The sequence below is a fragment of the Roseateles sp. GW821-FHT09B06 genome (assembly GCF_059418245.1).
On the sequence record NZ_JBWKPM010000001.1, the window covers coordinates 118,492 to 134,330 of the forward strand.

The 15,839-nt window shown below is 68.7% G+C and carries 17 protein-coding genes and 1 pseudogene; 15 read left to right on the forward strand and 3 right to left on the reverse strand.

The annotated features are described in order from the left end of the window. Positions 1-2 precede the first annotated feature (2 nt). The 6 genes from AC07OQ_RS00580 (at position 3) to AC07OQ_RS00605 (ending at position 5,471) form a co-directional block, all read left to right on the forward strand. Positions 3-644, forward strand: coding sequence for an ankyrin repeat domain-containing protein (locus AC07OQ_RS00580; protein WP_495051132.1), 642 nt, complete (start codon positions 3-5; stop codon positions 642-644). Between the two features lie 94 nt (positions 645-738). Continuing rightward, positions 739-993, forward strand: coding sequence for a hypothetical protein (locus AC07OQ_RS00585; protein ID WP_495051133.1), 255 nt, complete (start codon positions 739-741; stop codon positions 991-993). 99 nt (positions 994-1,092) lie between these two features. Then, positions 1,093-2,430, forward strand: coding sequence for a cache domain-containing protein (locus AC07OQ_RS00590; RefSeq protein ID WP_495051134.1), 1,338 nt, complete (start codon positions 1,093-1,095; stop codon positions 2,428-2,430). Next, positions 2,427-3,047, forward strand: a complete 621-nt coding sequence (locus tag AC07OQ_RS00595) for a response regulator transcription factor (RefSeq protein ID WP_495051135.1) — start codon at positions 2,427-2,429, stop codon at positions 3,045-3,047. Before AC07OQ_RS00590 ends, AC07OQ_RS00595 begins: the two co-directional genes overlap by 4 nt. A gap of 134 nt (positions 3,048-3,181) precedes the next feature. Then, a complete protein-coding gene (locus tag AC07OQ_RS00600) occupies positions 3,182-5,251 on the forward strand; it encodes a carbon starvation CstA family protein (protein ID WP_495051136.1) in 2,070 nt (689 codons plus the stop codon). Between the two features lie 25 nt (positions 5,252-5,276). Beyond that, a complete protein-coding gene (locus AC07OQ_RS00605; protein WP_495051374.1) occupies positions 5,277-5,471 on the forward strand; it encodes a YbdD/YjiX family protein in 195 nt (64 codons plus the stop codon). Positions 5,472-5,592: 121 nt separating this feature from the next. On the opposite strand, the gene AC07OQ_RS00610 is transcribed toward AC07OQ_RS00605, so the two are convergent. Continuing rightward, positions 5,593-5,865, reverse strand: coding sequence for a hypothetical protein (locus AC07OQ_RS00610; protein WP_495051137.1), 273 nt, complete (start codon positions 5,863-5,865; stop codon positions 5,593-5,595). A gap of 243 nt (positions 5,866-6,108) precedes the next feature. On the opposite strand from AC07OQ_RS00610, the pseudogene AC07OQ_RS00615 reads away from it, so the two are divergent. Next, positions 6,109-6,479: pseudogene (locus AC07OQ_RS00615) on the forward strand (DUF1428 domain-containing protein). Here the strand turns inward: AC07OQ_RS00615 and AC07OQ_RS00620 are convergent. Further along, positions 6,462-6,926 (reverse strand): hypothetical protein, encoded by a 465-nt coding sequence (locus tag AC07OQ_RS00620; protein ID WP_495051138.1) that lies wholly within the window; start codon positions 6,924-6,926, stop codon positions 6,462-6,464. The pseudogene AC07OQ_RS00615 and the gene AC07OQ_RS00620 sit on opposite strands and share 18 nt — an antisense overlap. 349 nt (positions 6,927-7,275) lie before the next feature. Here AC07OQ_RS00620 and AC07OQ_RS00625 point away from each other — a divergent pair, with 349 nt between their 5' ends. The 8 genes from AC07OQ_RS00625 (at position 7,276) to AC07OQ_RS00660 (ending at position 15,397) form a co-directional block, all read left to right on the forward strand. Then, positions 7,276-7,935 carry a TetR/AcrR family transcriptional regulator gene (locus AC07OQ_RS00625; protein ID WP_495051139.1) on the forward strand — a complete coding sequence of 220 codons (660 nt, stop codon included), beginning with the start codon at positions 7,276-7,278 and terminating at the stop codon, positions 7,933-7,935. Beyond that, complete coding sequence (locus tag AC07OQ_RS00630; RefSeq protein ID WP_495051140.1) at positions 7,932-8,714, forward strand: enoyl-CoA hydratase/isomerase family protein; 783 nt, start codon at positions 7,932-7,934, stop codon at positions 8,712-8,714. The genes AC07OQ_RS00625 and AC07OQ_RS00630 overlap by 4 nt, the downstream gene beginning before the upstream one ends. Continuing rightward, on the forward strand, positions 8,711-9,523 hold the full coding sequence (locus AC07OQ_RS00635) for an ABC transporter ATP-binding protein (RefSeq protein WP_495051141.1): 813 nt from the start codon (positions 8,711-8,713) through the stop codon (positions 9,521-9,523). Before AC07OQ_RS00630 ends, AC07OQ_RS00635 begins: the two co-directional genes overlap by 4 nt. Beyond that, complete coding sequence (locus AC07OQ_RS00640; RefSeq protein WP_495051142.1) at positions 9,520-10,413, forward strand: branched-chain amino acid ABC transporter permease; 894 nt, start codon at positions 9,520-9,522, stop codon at positions 10,411-10,413. The genes AC07OQ_RS00635 and AC07OQ_RS00640 overlap by 4 nt, the downstream gene beginning before the upstream one ends. A 3-nt stretch (positions 10,414-10,416) precedes the next feature. Further along, a complete protein-coding gene (locus tag AC07OQ_RS00645; protein ID WP_495051143.1) occupies positions 10,417-11,454 on the forward strand; it encodes a branched-chain amino acid ABC transporter permease in 1,038 nt (345 codons plus the stop codon). A gap of 31 nt (positions 11,455-11,485) precedes the next feature. Further along, on the forward strand, positions 11,486-12,655 hold the full coding sequence (locus AC07OQ_RS00650; protein ID WP_495051144.1) for an ABC transporter substrate-binding protein: 1,170 nt from the start codon (positions 11,486-11,488) through the stop codon (positions 12,653-12,655). Positions 12,656-12,752: 97 nt separating this feature from the next. Then, positions 12,753-13,562: an ABC transporter ATP-binding protein gene (locus AC07OQ_RS00655; protein WP_495051145.1), complete on the forward strand. Its 810-nt coding sequence runs from the start codon at positions 12,753-12,755 to the stop codon at positions 13,560-13,562. Next, positions 13,559-15,397, forward strand: a complete 1,839-nt coding sequence (locus tag AC07OQ_RS00660) for an AMP-dependent synthetase/ligase (protein WP_495051146.1) — start codon at positions 13,559-13,561, stop codon at positions 15,395-15,397. The genes AC07OQ_RS00655 and AC07OQ_RS00660 overlap by 4 nt, the downstream gene beginning before the upstream one ends. Here the strand turns inward: AC07OQ_RS00660 and AC07OQ_RS00665 are convergent, their stop codons facing one another. Next, the gene (locus AC07OQ_RS00665; RefSeq protein ID WP_495051147.1) at positions 15,398-15,805 is read right to left on the reverse strand and encodes a hypothetical protein; all 408 of its coding nucleotides are present in this window, start codon (positions 15,803-15,805) and stop codon (positions 15,398-15,400) included. It abuts the gene before it with no gap. Between the last annotated feature and the right edge of the window lie 34 nt (positions 15,806-15,839).

Genomic DNA, 15,839 nt, shown 5'->3' on the forward strand with positions numbered 1-15,839 from the left:
CCATGCGCGGCCTCCTGGCCCTCCCGGCGCTCCTGGCCCTGCTGCTGCCGGTCCCGGCCTTCGCGGCGGCGCAGGACGAGGAGCTGCGCATTGCCGCGCTGCGCGATGACGGCAGTCGTGTGATGACCCTGCTGCTGCGCGGTGCCGACCCGAACGGGCGCGATGCGCGCGGCCAGACCGCCCTGCACATCGCGCTGAAGGACGATTCGGACAAGGCGATCAAGAGCCTGCTGGCGCATCCGGGGCTGGACGTCAATGCCGCCAATGCGGCCGGCGAGACGCCGCTGATGCTGGCGGCGCTGCGCGGCCGGCTCGACCTGGCCAGGACGCTGGCCCAGCGCGGCGCGGCCGTCAACCGCGCCGGCTGGACCCCGCTGCATTACGCCTGCAGCGGACCGGACGAGGGCGTGGTGGCCTGGCTGCTGGCCCAGGGGGCCGAACTCGACGCGCGGGCGCCCAACGGCAGCACGCCGCTGATGCTGGCGGCCGGCTATGGCGGCATCAGCAGCGCCGAACGCCTGTTGAAAGCCGGTGCCGATCCCGGGCTGCGCAACGAGCAGGGCTTGGCCGCGGCCGACTTCGCCGAGCGTGCCGGACGCGACAAGCTCGCCCGGGCCCTGCGCGCCGCGACCGACAAGCGCTAGGAAAAAATCCTACAGCGCGTTTGGCGCCCGGCCCACTGTGGCCGGCCGGTCGGCCTCTCTACAGTGGATCCCATACACCACGGGAGTCCCCGCCATGCTGCTGATCTCGACCATCACCGCCGCCGCCAACAACCCCTTCGCGATGCTGCTGGATCCCGAGCGCGTCAGCCGCGCCGTCGAGTGTTCCGAGCGCCTGAACCGCCTGCACAGCCGGATCTATCGCCCGCTGGACAAGCCGGTGATTCCCAGGGCCATCGCCGGCGCCGCCGAGTTCGACCAACTGGTCGACGCCGCCCCGGAAGTTGCGGAAGCCACGGAAGACGACACCGCGCAAGACACCGCGCACTGAGCGCGGGCAGGGCGCGGCCACCAGCAGGGGGCCCGCGCGGCGCCGCTCCGGCATGGGGCGGCCGGGTTCAGGCGAAAATCGCGGGGCCGACTCCCCGCCATGCCTCTTCGAACCAAGATCCTTCTGCTCGCCATCCTGCCCTTGTTGGCCTCGCTGGCCCTGATCGCCATCGCGGTGCGCCAGCAGGAGCGGGACCTGGCCCGGCGCGAGCATGCGCTGGTCGAGCGCGCCTATATGGACGCGCGGCGCAGCGAGCTGCGCAACTATGTCGCGCTGGCCGCCAGCACGATCCGGCCGCTCTACGAGCGCCATGGCAACGAGGCCGCCGACCGGGCGCAGGCGCTCCGGCTGCTGGCCTCGCTGGACTACGGCCCCGACGGCTATTTCTTCGTCTACGACCTGCAGGGCCGGGTGCTGATGCATTCGCGCCAGCCCGAGCTGCTGGGCCAGGATCTGTGGGAGCTGAGCGACCCGCGCGGCCGCCCCACGATCCAGCAGCTGGTCAATCAAGCCAAGGCCGGCGGGGGCTATGTCAGCTACCTGTGGCGCAAACCCTCCAGCGGCCAGATGGCGCCCAAGCTGGGCTATGTGATCGCGCTGGAGCGCTGGAACTGGATGCTGGGTACCGGCCTCTATCTGGACGGCATCCAGGCCACGATGGGCGAGCTGGAGCGCCAGGCCAGCCGCAATATCGCCACCACCCTGCTGTGGATCGCCGGCATCGCGGCGTTCGGCATCGCGCTGATCAGCGCCTCGGGCCTGGCCCTGAACCTCAGCGAGCACCGCGTGGCCGAGACCAAGCTGCGCCTGCTGGCGCGCCAGGTACAGCAGTCGCAGGAGGACGAGCGCGCCCATCTGGCGCGCGAGCTGCACGACGGCATCAGCCAGACCCTGGTGTCGACCAAGCTGCTGGTGGAGACCGCCGCCGAGACCGGGCAGGCCGCGCTGCTGCAGCAGGCGCTGGCGCGGCTGAACACCAGCCTGAGCGAGATCCGCCGCATCTCGCACCGGCTGCGCCCGGCGCTGCTGGACACGCTGGGCCTGGCCGCAGCGCTGCAGCACCTGGGCGAGGAGTTCGAGGAAGGGGGCGGAGGCCCCCAGGTGGCGGTGCATATCGAGGGCGCCGAACGCGAGCTGCCGGCCGAGGTCAAGACCGCGCTGTTCCGCGTCGCGCAGGAAGGGCTGACCAATGCCGCCAAGCATGCGCGGGCGCGGCGGGTCGAGCTGGTGCTGGACTTCGGGGACGAGCGGGCGCTGGCCATGCGCATCGAGGACGATGGCCGCGGCTTCGATTCCGAGGCCGTGCACCAGCATCCGCGGCAGGGCATCGGCCTGCGCAATATGCGCGAGCGCCTGGCCGCGATCGGCGGCAGTCTGGACATCCGCGCCCGCCCGGGACAGGGCACGCGCATCGAGGCCCGCTGGGAGCACGCATGACGATCCGAATCCTGCTGGTCGACGACCACCCGATGGTGCGCGAGGGCCTGAGCGCGCGCCTGTCCAGCGTGCCGCGCCTGCAGGTGGTCGGCGAGGCCGGCGACGCCGACGCGGCGCTGCGGCAGTTGCTGGAGAGCACTCCCGACGTGGCCCTGCTGGACGTGGGCCTGAAGGGCAGCAACGGCATCGACCTGGCCATGGCCCTGCTGGCGCGGAACCCGGGCCTGCGCGTGCTGATGTTCAGCATGTACGACAACCCCGAGTATGTGCAGCGCGCGTTGCAGGCCGGCGCGCGCGGCTATGTGCTGAAGGATGCGCCGGCCAGCGAGATCGTCGCGGCCATCGAGGCGGTGGCGGCCGGCGGCACCTTTCTGAGCCCGGCGGTGTCCAAGCGCCTGTTCCGCAACCAGGCGCCGCGGCCGCTGCTGTCGGCGCGCGAGAGCGAGATCCTGTCGGCGCTGGGGCGCGGCGAATCGAGCAAGCAGATCGCCAAGACCTTCTCCCTGAGCGTGCGCACGGTCGAGGCGCACCGCCAGAACATCAAGCGCAAGCTGGGCCTGGAGGGGCAGGCCGAACTCATCAAGTACGCGGTCGAACATGCGCAGGGTCAATCCTAGGGTTGACCCTTAGGTGGTCCCGCGGGCCGCGTCACGCGGTGTCACAGATGCGGCCACCCGACCGCCCGGTCGAAACTGCCGGCTGCACAGCGGCCCGCATGGTTGACGGGCCGCGGCTGATGAGGAGACAAGCAATGTCTGGATTGGGTCGCCACCTTGCGTGGTTCTTCGTGGCCTTGCTCGGCGCCTTCGCGCTGGCGGCCGTGGCGCTGGGACGGGGCGAAGCCGTCAGCGCTCTCTGGGTGGTGGTGGCCGCGGTCTGCGTCTACCTGATCGCCTACCGCTACTACAGCCTGTTCCTGGCCACCCAGGTGTTCGGCCTGGACGGCAAGCGCATGACGCCGGCCTGGCGGCACAACGACGGCCTGGACTATGTGCCGACCAACAAGTACGTGCTCTACGGCCATCATTTCGCCGCTATCGCCGGCGCCGGCCCGCTGGTCGGCCCGGTGCTGGCCGCGCAGATGGGCTATCTGCCGGGCCTCTTGTGGATCCTGGCCGGCGTGGTGTTCGCCGGCGCGGTGCAGGACTTCATCGTGCTGTTCATCTCGACGCGCCGCGACGGCCGCTCGCTGGGCGACCTGGTCAAGCAGGAGCTGGGCACGGTGCCGGGCGTGATCGCGCTGTTCGGCGCCTTCATGATCATGATCATCATCCTGGCGGTGCTGGCGCTGATCGTCGTCAAGGCCCTGGCCGAATCGCCCTGGGGCACCTTCACGGTGGCCGCGACGATTCCGGTGGCGCTGTTCATGGGTATCTACACCCGCTACATCCGCCCGGGCCGCATCGGCGAGGTTTCCGTCATCGGCTTCGTGCTCCTGATGCTGGCCATCCTCGGCGGCCAATGGGTGCACGAGAGCCCGACCTGGGCACCGCTGTTCACCTACGACGGCAAGGCCCTGACCTGGATGCTGATCGGCTATGGCTTTGTCGCCGCGTCGATTCCCGTCTGGCTGCTGCTGGCGCCGCGAGACTACCTCTCGACCTTCCTGAAGATCGGCACCATCGTCGCGCTGGCCATCGGCATCGTCGTCGTCGCCCCGCCGCTGCAGATGCCGGCCTTCACGCAGTTCGCCGCGGGCAGCGGGCCGGTCTGGGCCGGCAATCTGTTCCCCTTCCTGTTCATCACGATCGCCTGCGGCGCCGTCTCCGGCTTCCATGCGCTGATCTCCTCGGGCACCACGCCCAAGATGCTGGACAACGAGCTCAACGCCCGCTTCATCGGCTATGGCGGCATGCTGGCCGAGAGCTTCGTCGCGGTGATGGCCCTGGTGGCCGCTTCCTGCATCGAGCCCGGCATCTACTTCGCGATGAACAGCCCGGCCGCGCTGGTCGGTGGCACGCCCGAGACCGTGGCCGCGACCCTGTCGACCTGGGGCTTCGTGATCACGCCCGAGATGCTGATCCAGACCGCCCAGGACGTCGGCGAGCACACCATCCTGGCGCGCGCCGGCGGCGCGCCGACGCTGGCCGTGGGCATGGCCCATATCCTGCACCAGGTGGTCGGCGGCAAGGCGATGATGGCCTTCTGGTACCACTTCGCGATCCTGTTCGAGGCCCTGTTCATCCTGACCGCGGTGGACGCCGGCACCCGCGCCGGCCGCTTCATGCTGCAGGACCTCTTGGGCACCTTCGTGCCGGCGCTCAAGCGCACCGACTCGCTGCCGGCCAACCTGATCGCCACCGCCCTGTGCGTGGCGGCCTGGGGCTACTTCCTCTACCAGGGCGTGGTCGATCCGCTGGGCGGCATCAACACCCTGTGGCCGCTGTTCGGCATCGCCAACCAGATGCTGGCCGCGGTGGCGCTGATGCTGGGCACCGTGGTGCTGTTCAAGATGAAGAAGGACCGCTACGCCTGGACCACCATCGTGCCGGCCGCCTGGCTGCTGGCCTGCACGATGAGCGCCGGCTGGCTGAAGATCTTCTCCGCGGACCCCAAGGTCGGCTTCCTGGCCCATGCGCAGAAGTACGCCGACGCGCTGGCCGCCGGCCAGGTGCTGGCCCCTGCCAAGAGCCTGGACGCAATGCAGCGCGTGATCTTCAATGACCGCCTGGACGCCGCGCTTTGCGCGCTGTTCATGTTCGTCGTGATCAGCGTGCTGGTCTACAGCGTCAAGGCCGTGCTGGTCGCACGCGGCCAGGGCCGCCCCTCGGTGCAGGAGACGCCGTTCCAGCCGCTGCCCGCGGGAGCCGGTGGTGATTGACCAGACGGGCTCCAGGCTCGCCGGCCTGGCTGCGGATGTCGGCCGGGCCGGGCGCTATATGGCGCAGAGCTTCCGCCTGATGGTGGGCGTGCCGGACTATGGCGGCTACGTCGCCCATATGCAGGCCACCCACCCCGAGCAGGCGCCGATGAGCTACGAGGATTTCTTCCGCGAGCGCCAGGCTGCGCGCTACGGGGCGCGGATGGGGCGCTGCTGCTGAGACAGGCGGGCGTGCCCGGCTGCAAGGATGAAGACAACATGGGGGCCGTGAGGCCCCTTTGTCTTGCTCCGGACCATGTCTGGACGGCCCAGCCAGGGCGTGCAGGATCGCCAGCTGGACCTTATTTCTTCTGCTTGTCCAGCAGTCTTCCGTATTCGGCGGACATCTTCTCCACATAGTCGAGCGCCGCCTGGTGCTGCTCGGCATGGAACTGCATCAGCTTCTCGAACTGATCGGCGGCGATCGAAAAAGGCATGCCGGAACCGCGCATGGAGTCCATCAACGTCTTCTGGGACTTCATCACCAGCCCCCAGGCTTCGTGCGCTTGCTGCGCCGCAGCCTTCGACTGTTCCCAGAGTGCCTTGGCGAGCTCGATCTGCGCTTTGTCAATCATGAGATTTCCCCTTCGCGGTGAGTGGGTATCGATCGGGAACTTTGAAGCGGCCGCGGCCCGGCGCGATGCGCCGATCTTGCCGCATATCGCCGGCATTTACACCTGCCGCGCAGCGCCGAACGATGAGGGCGGCAGCGGTCGATCCGCGGCGCTTCCGATCGTCGCGTCTGGGAGTCACAGGCGCGCCACCCGCCTTTGCTTCTCCTACGACGTGCATCGACATGGAACCCAGGAGCCCGCCCGATGAATAGCAGCAGCAACAACACCCGTCGGTACATCGATGGATTCGTCGTCCCCGTGCCCACCGACAAGCGCGAGGTCTACCGCCGGCATGCCGCCGCGGCCGTGTTCAAGGAATATGGCGCCCTCAGCGTCGTCGAATGCTGGGGTGACGACATGCCGAGGGCAAGCTGACCTCGTTCACGATGGCGGTGCAGCGAAAACCGGAGGAGAGCGTGGTGTTCGCCTGGATCGCCTGGCCCTCGCGCCAAGTGCGCGAAGCGGGCATGAAGAATGCCATGGCCGACCCGCGCCTGAACCCCGCGGCCAACCCCATGCCCTTCGACGGGCCGCGCATGATCTTCGGAGGCTTCGAGCTACTCCTGGAGGTCTAGGACCGGTCGCGTTCTGGCGCCATCGGCCGCCTCCAGCAGCCGCCAGCCCTGCGCCCACAACTCCTGCACCGCCTGGCCCAGGGCCGCGCTGCGCAGCGCAGCCGCGCTTTGCCCGGGCCGGGCGCTCAGCGCAGCACCGATCCAGACCAGACCGCCGCCGTCACGGCCGGCCCGCCAGAGTGCCAGCCTCCAGGTCTGGCTCAGGCCGCGGCCTGCCGTGCCCCGCTGTGCCTCGTCGGCCAGCAGCCCAAGCCAGTCGCCGGCCTCGATGCCATGCGCGGCACGCAGGATCTCGGCGGGGCCGGCATCGCACGGCAGGGGCAGGGCGGCCATGGCGCCGGGGCCGATCAGATGGCGAGTGGGCAGGGTGGGGTGGGGCGACGCCCGGCGCGCGGCGGTGCCGCGGGTCAGCCAGCGGTCGAAGCCGGCGAGGCTGCTTTCATGCATGAATGAGAACTCCGAGCATTGCCCTGATGGATACCGGCGTTTGCCGGCCCGGGGCATCTCGGAGCCGCAACGCTTTAGCCGCATTTGTTGGACCGCCCGCAAGTAGTTGGTAAATCGGCGGTGACGGCGGCAGGCCTGAAGCCCGGCGACCGTCGGGATTCATTGTATGCGCGCCGGGACATCGCGCGCTGCATCGACCGGTTAAGCAAAAATCCAGCCTCGGGAAAGTACCCAAGCCCGCCCCATTGCGCCGCCGCACGTCGCGCTTAATACTCTGCGTAAAGAGGATTACTCATCAGTAACCCACCGGCCACCGCGGTGCAGCGGCCGGCCCAAGGAGACAAGCCCCGTGCGTGCCCCCGCCGCAGCGCCCGTTGTTTCGCCCTGGCTTCCGATGGAGGACCGTGCGCGCGGCCGCGCCGACAAGCGCGAGGCGGTGCTGCGCGCCGCGGCCCGGCTGTTCAACGAGAAGGGCTTCCACGCCACTTCTCTGGACGAGGTGGCCGAGCGCCTGCATGTCAGCAAGCCGACCCTGTACCGCTATGCGAAGAGCAAGGATGAGATCCTGTTCGGCTGCGTGCAGGCCGGGCTGGACCTGGTACGCGCCCGTATTCTCGAGGCCGCCGGCAGCGGCAAGGGCACGGCGCTGGACAAGCTGCGGGCCTGCATGCAGGCCTATGCCGATGTCGTGACCCAGGATTTCGGCATGTGCGTGATCAGGGTCGGCGAGGATCCCTTGCCGCAGGAAGGCCGCCGCGCGCTGCGCGCGCTGAAGGCGCAGATCGACCTGGAGTTCCGCCGCCTGATCGAACAGGGCGTGGCCGAGGGCTCGATCGCGCCGGTGGATGCCAAGCTGGCCGCCTTCACCCTGGCCGGCGCGATCAGCTGGATCGGGCGCTGGTACCGCGCCGACGGCGAACTGAGCCCGGCGCAGATCGCCGAGCAATGCATCGCAGTGCTGCTGAACGGCATCGTGAAACGGCCGCCGGCCGGGGAGGACTCGCCATGAGCGGTGGTCTGGAGCTGCGGCGCGAGGGCGCTGTCGCGCATCTGCGGCTGAACCGGCCCGAGGCGCTGAACGCGCTCGACCTGGATCTGGCCCAGGCCCTGCTCGCGGCCTGCCGCACATTGCAGCAGGACCGGGGCGTGCGCGCCGTGCTGCTTGACGGCGCGGGCCGGGCCTTTGCGGCCGGCGGCGATCTGGCGCAGATGCGGGTCGGGCCGCTGCGCGTGGCCGAGGCCCTGATCACGCCGCTGCACGAGGCGCTCGGCATCTTGGCCGGCCTCGACGCGCCGGTGGTCGCGGCCCTGCATGGCGCGGTGGCCGGCGCGGGCCTGAGCCTGGCGGCGGCCGCCGATCTGGCCATCGCCGCCGAGGGCACACGTTTCAACCTGGCCTATGTGAATGTCGGCACCAGCTGCGACCTGGGCTCGACCTGGTCGCTGCCGCGCCTGGTCGGCCTGCGGCGCGCGCTGGAGATCGCGTTGCTGGGCGAGAGCTTCGATGCGGCCCGGGCCTTGCAGATCGGCTTAGTGAACCGCGTCGTCCCGCCGGAACAGTTGCAGGACGAAGCCATGGCGCTGGCCCGGCGCCTGGCCAGGGGGCCTACGCTGGCGCTGGGTGAGATGAAGCGCCTGATGCGCGGCAGCTTCGAGCAGAGCTTCCCGCAGCAGCTGGACGCCGAGCGTGCCGCCTTCCTGGGCTGCGCTGCGACGCCGGACTTCGCCGAGGGCCTCGCGGCCTTCCTCGACAAGCGCCCGGCGGCGTTCACGGGGAGGGCGGCATGAGCGGCGTACAAGCCCCGGTGCTGGAGGTCGACGGCGTGACCCTGGCCTTTGGTGGCGTGAAGGCGCTCAACGGCGTGAGCCTCTCGGTGCAGCCGGGTTCGATCACCTCGATCATCGGCCCCAACGGTGCCGGCAAGACCTCGCTGTTCAACGCGATCTCCGGCTTCTACCGGCCCACCGCGGGCCGGATCGGCTTCCACGGGCAGGACATCACATCGTTGCGCGCGCCCGCGCGGGCCCGGCTGGGGTTGGCGCGCAGCTTCCAGAACATCGCGCTGTTCCGCGGCATGACGGTGCTGGACAACATCAAGCTAGGCCGCCATGCCCATCTGCAGACCAATGTGCTGCAGGCCCTGCTGTACTGGGGCGCGGCGCGGCGCGAAGAGGCCGAGCTGCGGGCCGAGATCGAGGAGCGCATCATCGACTTCCTGGAGATCGACCATATCCGCCATGCCTCGGTCGCGGCCTTGCCCTACGGCCTGCAAAAGCGCGTCGAGATGGCGCGCGCGCTGGCGATGCGGCCGCAGGTGCTGATGCTGGACGAACCGGTGGCCGGCATGAACCGCGAGGAGACCGAGGACATGGCGCGCTTCATCCTCGACCTGCGCGACGAATGGGGCATCACCGTGCTGATGGTCGAGCACGACATGGGCATGGTGATGGACCTTTCGGACCATGTCGTGGTCCTGAACTTCGGCCAGGTGATCGCCGCCGGCACGCCGCGCGCGGTGCAGGACGATCCGGAAGTGGTGCGTGCCTATCTGGGCTCGGGGCATGTGGGCTCATCGTCGATCGTGGAGGCGGCATGAACGATCCCGGCTTCGACTGGCTGTTCTTCGCCGAGATCTCGCTGGCGGGGCTGGGCAGCGGGGGGCTGCTAGCACTGACCGGGCTGGCTTTCGTGATCATCTACAAGGCCACCAAGGTGGTGAACCTGGCGATCGGCGAGCTGCTGATGATCTCGGCCTATCTGTTCTTCGCGCTGTCGGCCACGGCGGGCCTGCCGATCTGGGCCGCCATCCTCGGCACCCTGATCGCCAGCGGCCTGCTGGGCGCGCTGATCGAGCGCACCCTGATCCGGCCCATGCTGGGCGAATCGGCGATCTCCACCTTCATGGTGACCGTGGGCCTGGCCTCGATGCTGGTGGGCGTGGTGGAACTGCTCTGGACCGCCGACCCGCAGCGTCTGCCCGAGTTCATGCCCGGCGACCCGGTGCTGCTGGGGCCGGCCATGGTGGCCCCCAAGGTGTTCTACGGCTTCCTGCTGACCGCGCTGCTGATCGCCGCGGTGCTGCTGGTGTTCCGCTTCTGGCGCGGCGGCGTGGCGCTGCGCGCCACCGCCTCGGACCAGGCGGCCGCCTACTCGATGGGTATCAATGTGCCGCGCGTGTTCTCGCTGGCCTGGGCCGCAGCCGCGGTGATTGCCGCGGTAGCCGGCATCGTGGTGGGCGCGATCGGCGGCATCTCCTCGACGATGGGCGTGTTCGGCCTGTCGGTGCTGGTGGTGGTGATCGTCGGCGGGCTGGACAGCGTCGTCGGCGCCCTGGTCGGGGGGCTGCTGGTGGGGCTGGTGGAGGCCTGGGCCGGCGCCTATCTGGGCGGGGCCTACAAGATGATCGCCACTTTCAGCCTGCTGGTGCTGGTGCTGCTCGTGCGCCCGTACGGCCTCTTTGGCACGCATGAAATCGAGAGGTTGTGAGCGATGAGAATCGGTGCCGCCAAGGAAAGCTATGCCGCCGACGCCGCGTTGTTCGACACGCCGGTGCAGCGCGCCTGGCTGGCGCTGCTGGGCCTGGCCCTCGTGGTCTTCCCCTTTGTCGCGGATGAATACTGGCTCTACCTCGCCTGCCTGATCGCGATCAATATCGCCAGCGCCTGCGGCCTGAACATCCTGACCGGCTACACGGGCCTGGTGAGCCTGGGTCAGGCGGCCTTCATGGGCCTGGGCGCCTACACGGTGGCGGTGCTGGAAAACCGCGCCGGCACGCCCTTCGGCCTGAATCTGCTGGCCGCCGGCGCGGTGGCGACCCTGGGCGGCCTGGTGGTGGGCATTCCCTCCCTGCGGGTCAAGGGCCTGTATCTGGCGATCTCGACGATCGCGGCCTCGGTACTGGCGCATTTCCTGTTCGCCAACCTGAGCCTGACCGGTGGCACCTCCGGCCTGTCGCTGCCGCCTGCCCGCATCGCCGGCATCGCGCTGGACAGTTCCTTCAAGCTCTACTGGTTGATCCTGCCCCTGGTGGCCCTGATGCTATTGGGCGCGGCGAACCTGTTCCGAACACGCATCGGCCGCGCCTTCATCGCGATCCGCGACCGCGACATCTCGGCCGAGGTGCTGGGCATCCCGCTGCTGCGCTACAAGCTGCTGTCCTTCGGCCTCTCGTCCTTCTACGCGGGCGTGGCGGGGGGCTTGTGGGCCTACTTCTTCCGCGTGGTCACGCCGGAGAGCTTCCCGCTGATCATGAGCATCTTCTTCCTGGCCGCCATCATCGTCGGCGGCATGGGCAGCATTCTCGGCAGCGTGCTGGGCGCGCTCTTCATGACCCTCGTGCCGGAGCTGCTGAAGCTCGTCGTCGGCTGGCTGCCGCTGTCCAGCAACACCACGCTGATCCTCTCGCCGGTGCGCACCATCGTGTTCGGTGCGCTGATCGTCGGCTTCCTGATCTTCGAACCGCATGGCCTGGCCGAGATCTGGCGGCGCGTGCGGCGCTATTTCCACCTCTGGCCCTTCCGTACCTGATGAGCGCTTCCGACAACACAAGGAGACAAGCATGGTGAGCATCGAGCGTCGTTCCCTCATGGCCGCGGCCAGCGCAGCGCTGCTGGCGGCCGCGCCCGCCTGGGCCCAGTCCGAGGACATCGTGCTGGGCGGTTCGATCCCGATGACCGGCGTGTTCGCCTTCGCCGGCATCGGCATCAATGCCGGCATCCAGGACTACGTGAAGATCGTCAACGAGGCCGGCGGTATCAAGGGCCGCAAGCTGCGCTATGTGCCAGAGGACACCGGCTACAAGGTCGATGCCTCGGTGGCCGCCTTCAAGAAGATCACCGGTCAGCACAAGGTGCACCTCTACTACGGCGACTCGACCGGCTTCGCCAAGACCATCAACCCCGAGCTGGAGCGCTCGGGACAGATCCTGATGGCCGGCGCCTCCTTCGCCACCGAGATCAACAACCCGCAGAAATACCCGCACCAGTTCCTGGTCGGCCCCGACTACACCGAGATGATCGGCATCCTGCTGCGCCATATCGCCAAGACCAAGCCGGGCGCCAAGGTGGCCTTCGTCTATTCGGACAGCGAGTTCGGCCGCGACCCGATCGACGAGGGGCGCGAGGCCGCCAAGAAGCTGGGCCTCAGCGTGGCGGTCGAGATCATGACGCCGCCCGGCAGCGTCGACGTGTCGGGCGAGGTGATCAAGCTGCGCCGCGCCGATCCCGACTTCACGATCTTCCACGGCTATGTGCTGGCGCCGATCCCCGAATTCGTCACCCAGGCCAAGAAGCTGGGCATGAAAAGCCAGTTCATGGGCACCTTCTGGACCATGGACAACTCGATGGTGATGAAGATGGGCGAGGCTGCCGAGGGCTTCATGGGCGTGATGCCCTTCCGCTACTACTACGACACCGAGGGCAGGTCGCCGATGCTGGAGAAGATCCGCGCGCTGCATCCCAACGACTACCAGAGCACCGCCTATATGCAGGGCTTCCTGACCGCGATGCTGATGAGCGAGGCCGCCAAGCGCACCTTGGACGCCGGCAAGCCGCTGGACGGCAAGAACCTGAAGGCGGCGCTGAACTCGATCAAGAACTTCGACACCGGCGGCATCATCGGCACGCCGATCACGATCAAGGGCAACTCCATCCCGGTGGGCCGGGTCTACAGGGCCGATACCAAGCAGCAGAAGATGCTGCCGGCCTCCGACTGGATCACGCTGGAATGACCGCCCACCCCCAACGGCCTTCGACCGCCCCCTCAAAGGGGCAGGCCGGCGAAGCCGGACCTTCGGGCCTCGCGGGGCTCCGTTGGAGCGCTTTCAGATGAGCGCCGACAACATCCTCGACGTCAACAATATCGAGGTCGTCTACAACAAGGCGGTGCAGGTGCTGCGCGGCCTGTCGCTGACGGTGCCGCGCGGCCAGGTGGTCGCGCTGCTGGGCAGCAACGGGGCCGGCAAGAGCACGACCTTGAAGGCGATCTCGGGCCTGCTGGCGCTGGAGGACGGCGAAATGCCCAAGGGCCATGTCAGCTTCGACGGCGCCGCGACGGCACGGCGCGCGCCGCACGAGCTGGTACGCGCCGGGCTGTTCCATGTGATGGAGGGGCGGCGGGTGTTCGAGGACCTGACGGTGGAGGAGAACCTGGTGGCGGCCGGCTATGCGCTCGGCGGCCGCCAGCGGCAGCGTGAGGGCTTCGAGCTGGTTTACCAGTATTTCCCGCGCCTGCACGAGCGCCGCCGCAACCTGGCGGGCTACCTGTCTGGCGGCGAGCAGCAGATGCTCGCGATCGGCCGCGCGCTGATCGCGCGACCGAAGCTGATGCTGCTGGACGAACCCTCGCTGGGCCTGTCGCCGCTCCTGGTGGAGAACATCTTCGGCATCATCCAGCGCATCAATGCGGAGCAGGGCGTCTCGATGCTGCTGGTGGAGCAGAACGCCACGGTGGCGCTGGCGATCTCGCACCAGGGCTACATCATGGAGACCGGCAAGGTGGTGATCGCCGGCACGGCCGCCCGGCTAGCCCAGGATCCGGACGTGCGCGAGTTCTATCTCGGCATGGGCGGCGCCGGCGGTGCCAAGAGCTACCGCGAGCTCAAGCATTACAAGCGCCGCAAGCGCTGGCTGTCATGACGGCGGATCTTGCGGATTGGCCGCCGGCCAAGACCCTGCCGCAGATGTTGCGCGAGCAGGCGCGGCTGCGGCAGGCTGCCACCGCGATCCGGCAGAAGGACTTCGGCATCTGGCGCCCGGTCTCCTGGGCCGACTACCACCGCCGCGCCTGCCATGTGGGCCTGGGCCTGCGCGCGCTGGGGTTGGAGGAGGGCGGCCATGTCGCCGTGATCTCGGAGAACCGCATCGAATGGGTGCTGGCCCAGATGGGCGCGGGCCTGGTCGGCGCGGTGACGGTGGGCGTCTACCCGACCAGCCCCACCGCCGAGGTGGCCTATGTGCTGGCCCATGCCGACATCGATATCGTGGTCTGCGAGGACCAGGAGCAGACCGACAAGGTGCTGGCCGTGCTGGAGCAGTTGCCGCGGCTCAAGCGCATCGTGGTCTGCGAGAAGAAGGGCCTGCGCAACACGCCGGCCGCGCAGCGCGAACTGGTGCTGGCCTTCGACGCGCTGGAGGCGCTGGGCGCGCAGCGCGATGCCGGCGATGCCGGCCTGATCGACATGGTGCTGGCGCGCCAGACCCTCGCCGATCTGGCCCTGATGATCTACACCTCGGGCTCCACCGGCAAGCCCAAGGGCGCGATGCTGAGCTACGGCAATCTGCGCGGCGTCGTGCCGGGCATCGTCGAGCGGCTGGGGCTCAGCGGGCGCACAACGCACCTGTCCTACCTGCCGTTGTGCCATGTGGCCGAGCAGATGCTGACCAGCTTCGTGCCGCTGTACCTGGGCTCGACGGTCAATTTCGGCGAGTCGATACGCACGGTGCAGGAGGATCTGCGCGAGGTGGCGCCGAGCATGTTCCTGGGCGTGCCGCGCATCTGGGAGAAGCTGCACTCGGCCATCTCGATCAAGCTGCAGGAGGCCGGCGCGCTGCAGCGCGCACTGTTCGCCTGGGCCTGCACGGCCTGTGCGCCCTTCGCCGAGAAGGCACCAGCCCAGCGCAGCTGGCGCGAGCGCCTGGTTTTCGGGCTGGCCTATCTGCTGGTGTTCCGTGCGTTGCAGAACTTCATCGGCCTGCGCCGCGCCCGCATCGCGCTGACCGGCGCGGCGCCGATTCCACCGGCCATCGTGCGCTTTTTCCGCACCCTGGGCGTGCCGCTGATCGAGGTCTACGGCCTGACCGAGTCCAGCGGCATGGTGACCGGCCAGCATCCCGAGCGGGTGAAGATCGGCACCGTGGGCGAGCTGACACTGGGGGTCGAACATCGCCTGAGCGAGCAGGGCGAGCTGATCATCCGCGGGGCCATGGTCTTCATGGGCTATTACAAGAACCCCGAGGCCACGGCCGAGAGCGTGCGCGAGGGCGGCTGGCTGCACACCGGTGACGTGGTGAGCGAGGAACCCGGCACGGGACGGCTGCGCATCGTCGACCGACTCAAGGACATCATGATCACGGCCGGCGGCAAGAACCTGACGCCTTCGGAGATCGAGAACACGATGAAGGGCAGCCCCTTCATCAAGGAATGCATCGTGGTGGCCGATGGCCGCAAGTTCGTCAGCGCCCTGATCCAGCTGGATGCCGAGACCGTCGGCAAATGGGCCGAGTCGCGTCGTCTGGCCTTCACCAACTACCGCTCCCTGGTCGAGCTCGAGGCGGTGCGCGCTTTGATCGAGGCCGAGATCGACAAGGGCAACGGCTTGCTGGCCCCGGTCTCGCAGATCAAGCGCTTCCACCTGCTGGGCAAGGAACTGGACCACGACGACGGTGAGGTCACGGCCACGATGAAGGTGCGGCGCGCCAGCATCTACAAGGCCTATGCGGCCGAGATCGAGGCGCTGTACCGATGCACCTAGCTAACGGCGCTGCAACGAGACCTGCAGCGCGACCGGCTTGTCGCCCTTGTTGCTCCACATCCAGCAGTAGCTCTGGTCCAGCGCCACGTCGAGCCGGCCCTCGGCCGCGGCGACCTGCTTGCGCTGCTCCGGATAGACCACCTTACTACCCTCGTGGTAGTGGATGTTGAAGTCCTGCGGCGCCTCGGCCTGGAAGGACCAGACGATGGTCTGGCCCCGCGCGAGCGGGCCGCAGAGCTCGGCGAACCGGCCGGGCGCTATCGACTGGCGATGCGCGAAGGCCTGGGCCGAATCCCAGCGGATATCGGCGATCTCGGCCGCAGACCGGGTGGCGAGGGTGGCGCCGCCGCCAAGCAGCAGGGCGGTCCAGATGAGCTGGGCAAACCGGGTGAACTGAGGGCGGCGCATCGGCCCATTATGGCGGCCGGCCGCTGCGCCAGGC

Excerpts from the sequence above, each read along its gene's own strand:
- AC07OQ_RS00590 (WP_495051134.1), top strand. The coding sequence starts at position 1,093 with ATGCCTCTTCGAACCAAGATCCTTCTGCTCGCCATCCTGCCCTTGTTG.
- AC07OQ_RS00655 (WP_495051145.1), top strand. The coding sequence starts at position 12,753 with ATGAGCGCCGACAACATCCTCGACGTCAACAATATCGAGGTCGTCTAC.
- AC07OQ_RS00630 (WP_495051140.1), top strand. The coding sequence starts at position 7,932 with ATGAGCGGTGGTCTGGAGCTGCGGCGCGAGGGCGCTGTCGCGCATCTG.
- AC07OQ_RS00640 (WP_495051142.1), top strand. The coding sequence starts at position 9,520 with ATGAACGATCCCGGCTTCGACTGGCTGTTCTTCGCCGAGATCTCGCTG.
- AC07OQ_RS00620 (WP_495051138.1), bottom strand. The coding sequence starts at position 6,926 with ATGCATGAAAGCAGCCTCGCCGGCTTCGACCGCTGGCTGACCCGCGGC.
- AC07OQ_RS00650 (WP_495051144.1), top strand. The coding sequence starts at position 11,486 with ATGGTGAGCATCGAGCGTCGTTCCCTCATGGCCGCGGCCAGCGCAGCG.
- AC07OQ_RS00610 (WP_495051137.1), bottom strand. The coding sequence starts at position 5,865 with ATGATTGACAAAGCGCAGATCGAGCTCGCCAAGGCACTCTGGGAACAG.
- AC07OQ_RS00660 (WP_495051146.1), top strand. The coding sequence starts at position 13,559 with ATGACGGCGGATCTTGCGGATTGGCCGCCGGCCAAGACCCTGCCGCAG.
- AC07OQ_RS00600 (WP_495051136.1), top strand. The coding sequence starts at position 3,182 with ATGTCTGGATTGGGTCGCCACCTTGCGTGGTTCTTCGTGGCCTTGCTC.
- AC07OQ_RS00580 (WP_495051132.1), top strand. The coding sequence starts at position 3 with ATGCGCGGCCTCCTGGCCCTCCCGGCGCTCCTGGCCCTGCTGCTGCCG.
- AC07OQ_RS00585 (WP_495051133.1), top strand. The coding sequence starts at position 739 with ATGCTGCTGATCTCGACCATCACCGCCGCCGCCAACAACCCCTTCGCG.
- AC07OQ_RS00665 (WP_495051147.1), bottom strand. The coding sequence starts at position 15,805 with ATGCGCCGCCCTCAGTTCACCCGGTTTGCCCAGCTCATCTGGACCGCC.
- AC07OQ_RS00645 (WP_495051143.1), top strand. The coding sequence starts at position 10,417 with ATGAGAATCGGTGCCGCCAAGGAAAGCTATGCCGCCGACGCCGCGTTG.
- AC07OQ_RS00595 (WP_495051135.1), top strand. The coding sequence starts at position 2,427 with ATGACGATCCGAATCCTGCTGGTCGACGACCACCCGATGGTGCGCGAG.
- AC07OQ_RS00635 (WP_495051141.1), top strand. The coding sequence starts at position 8,711 with ATGAGCGGCGTACAAGCCCCGGTGCTGGAGGTCGACGGCGTGACCCTG.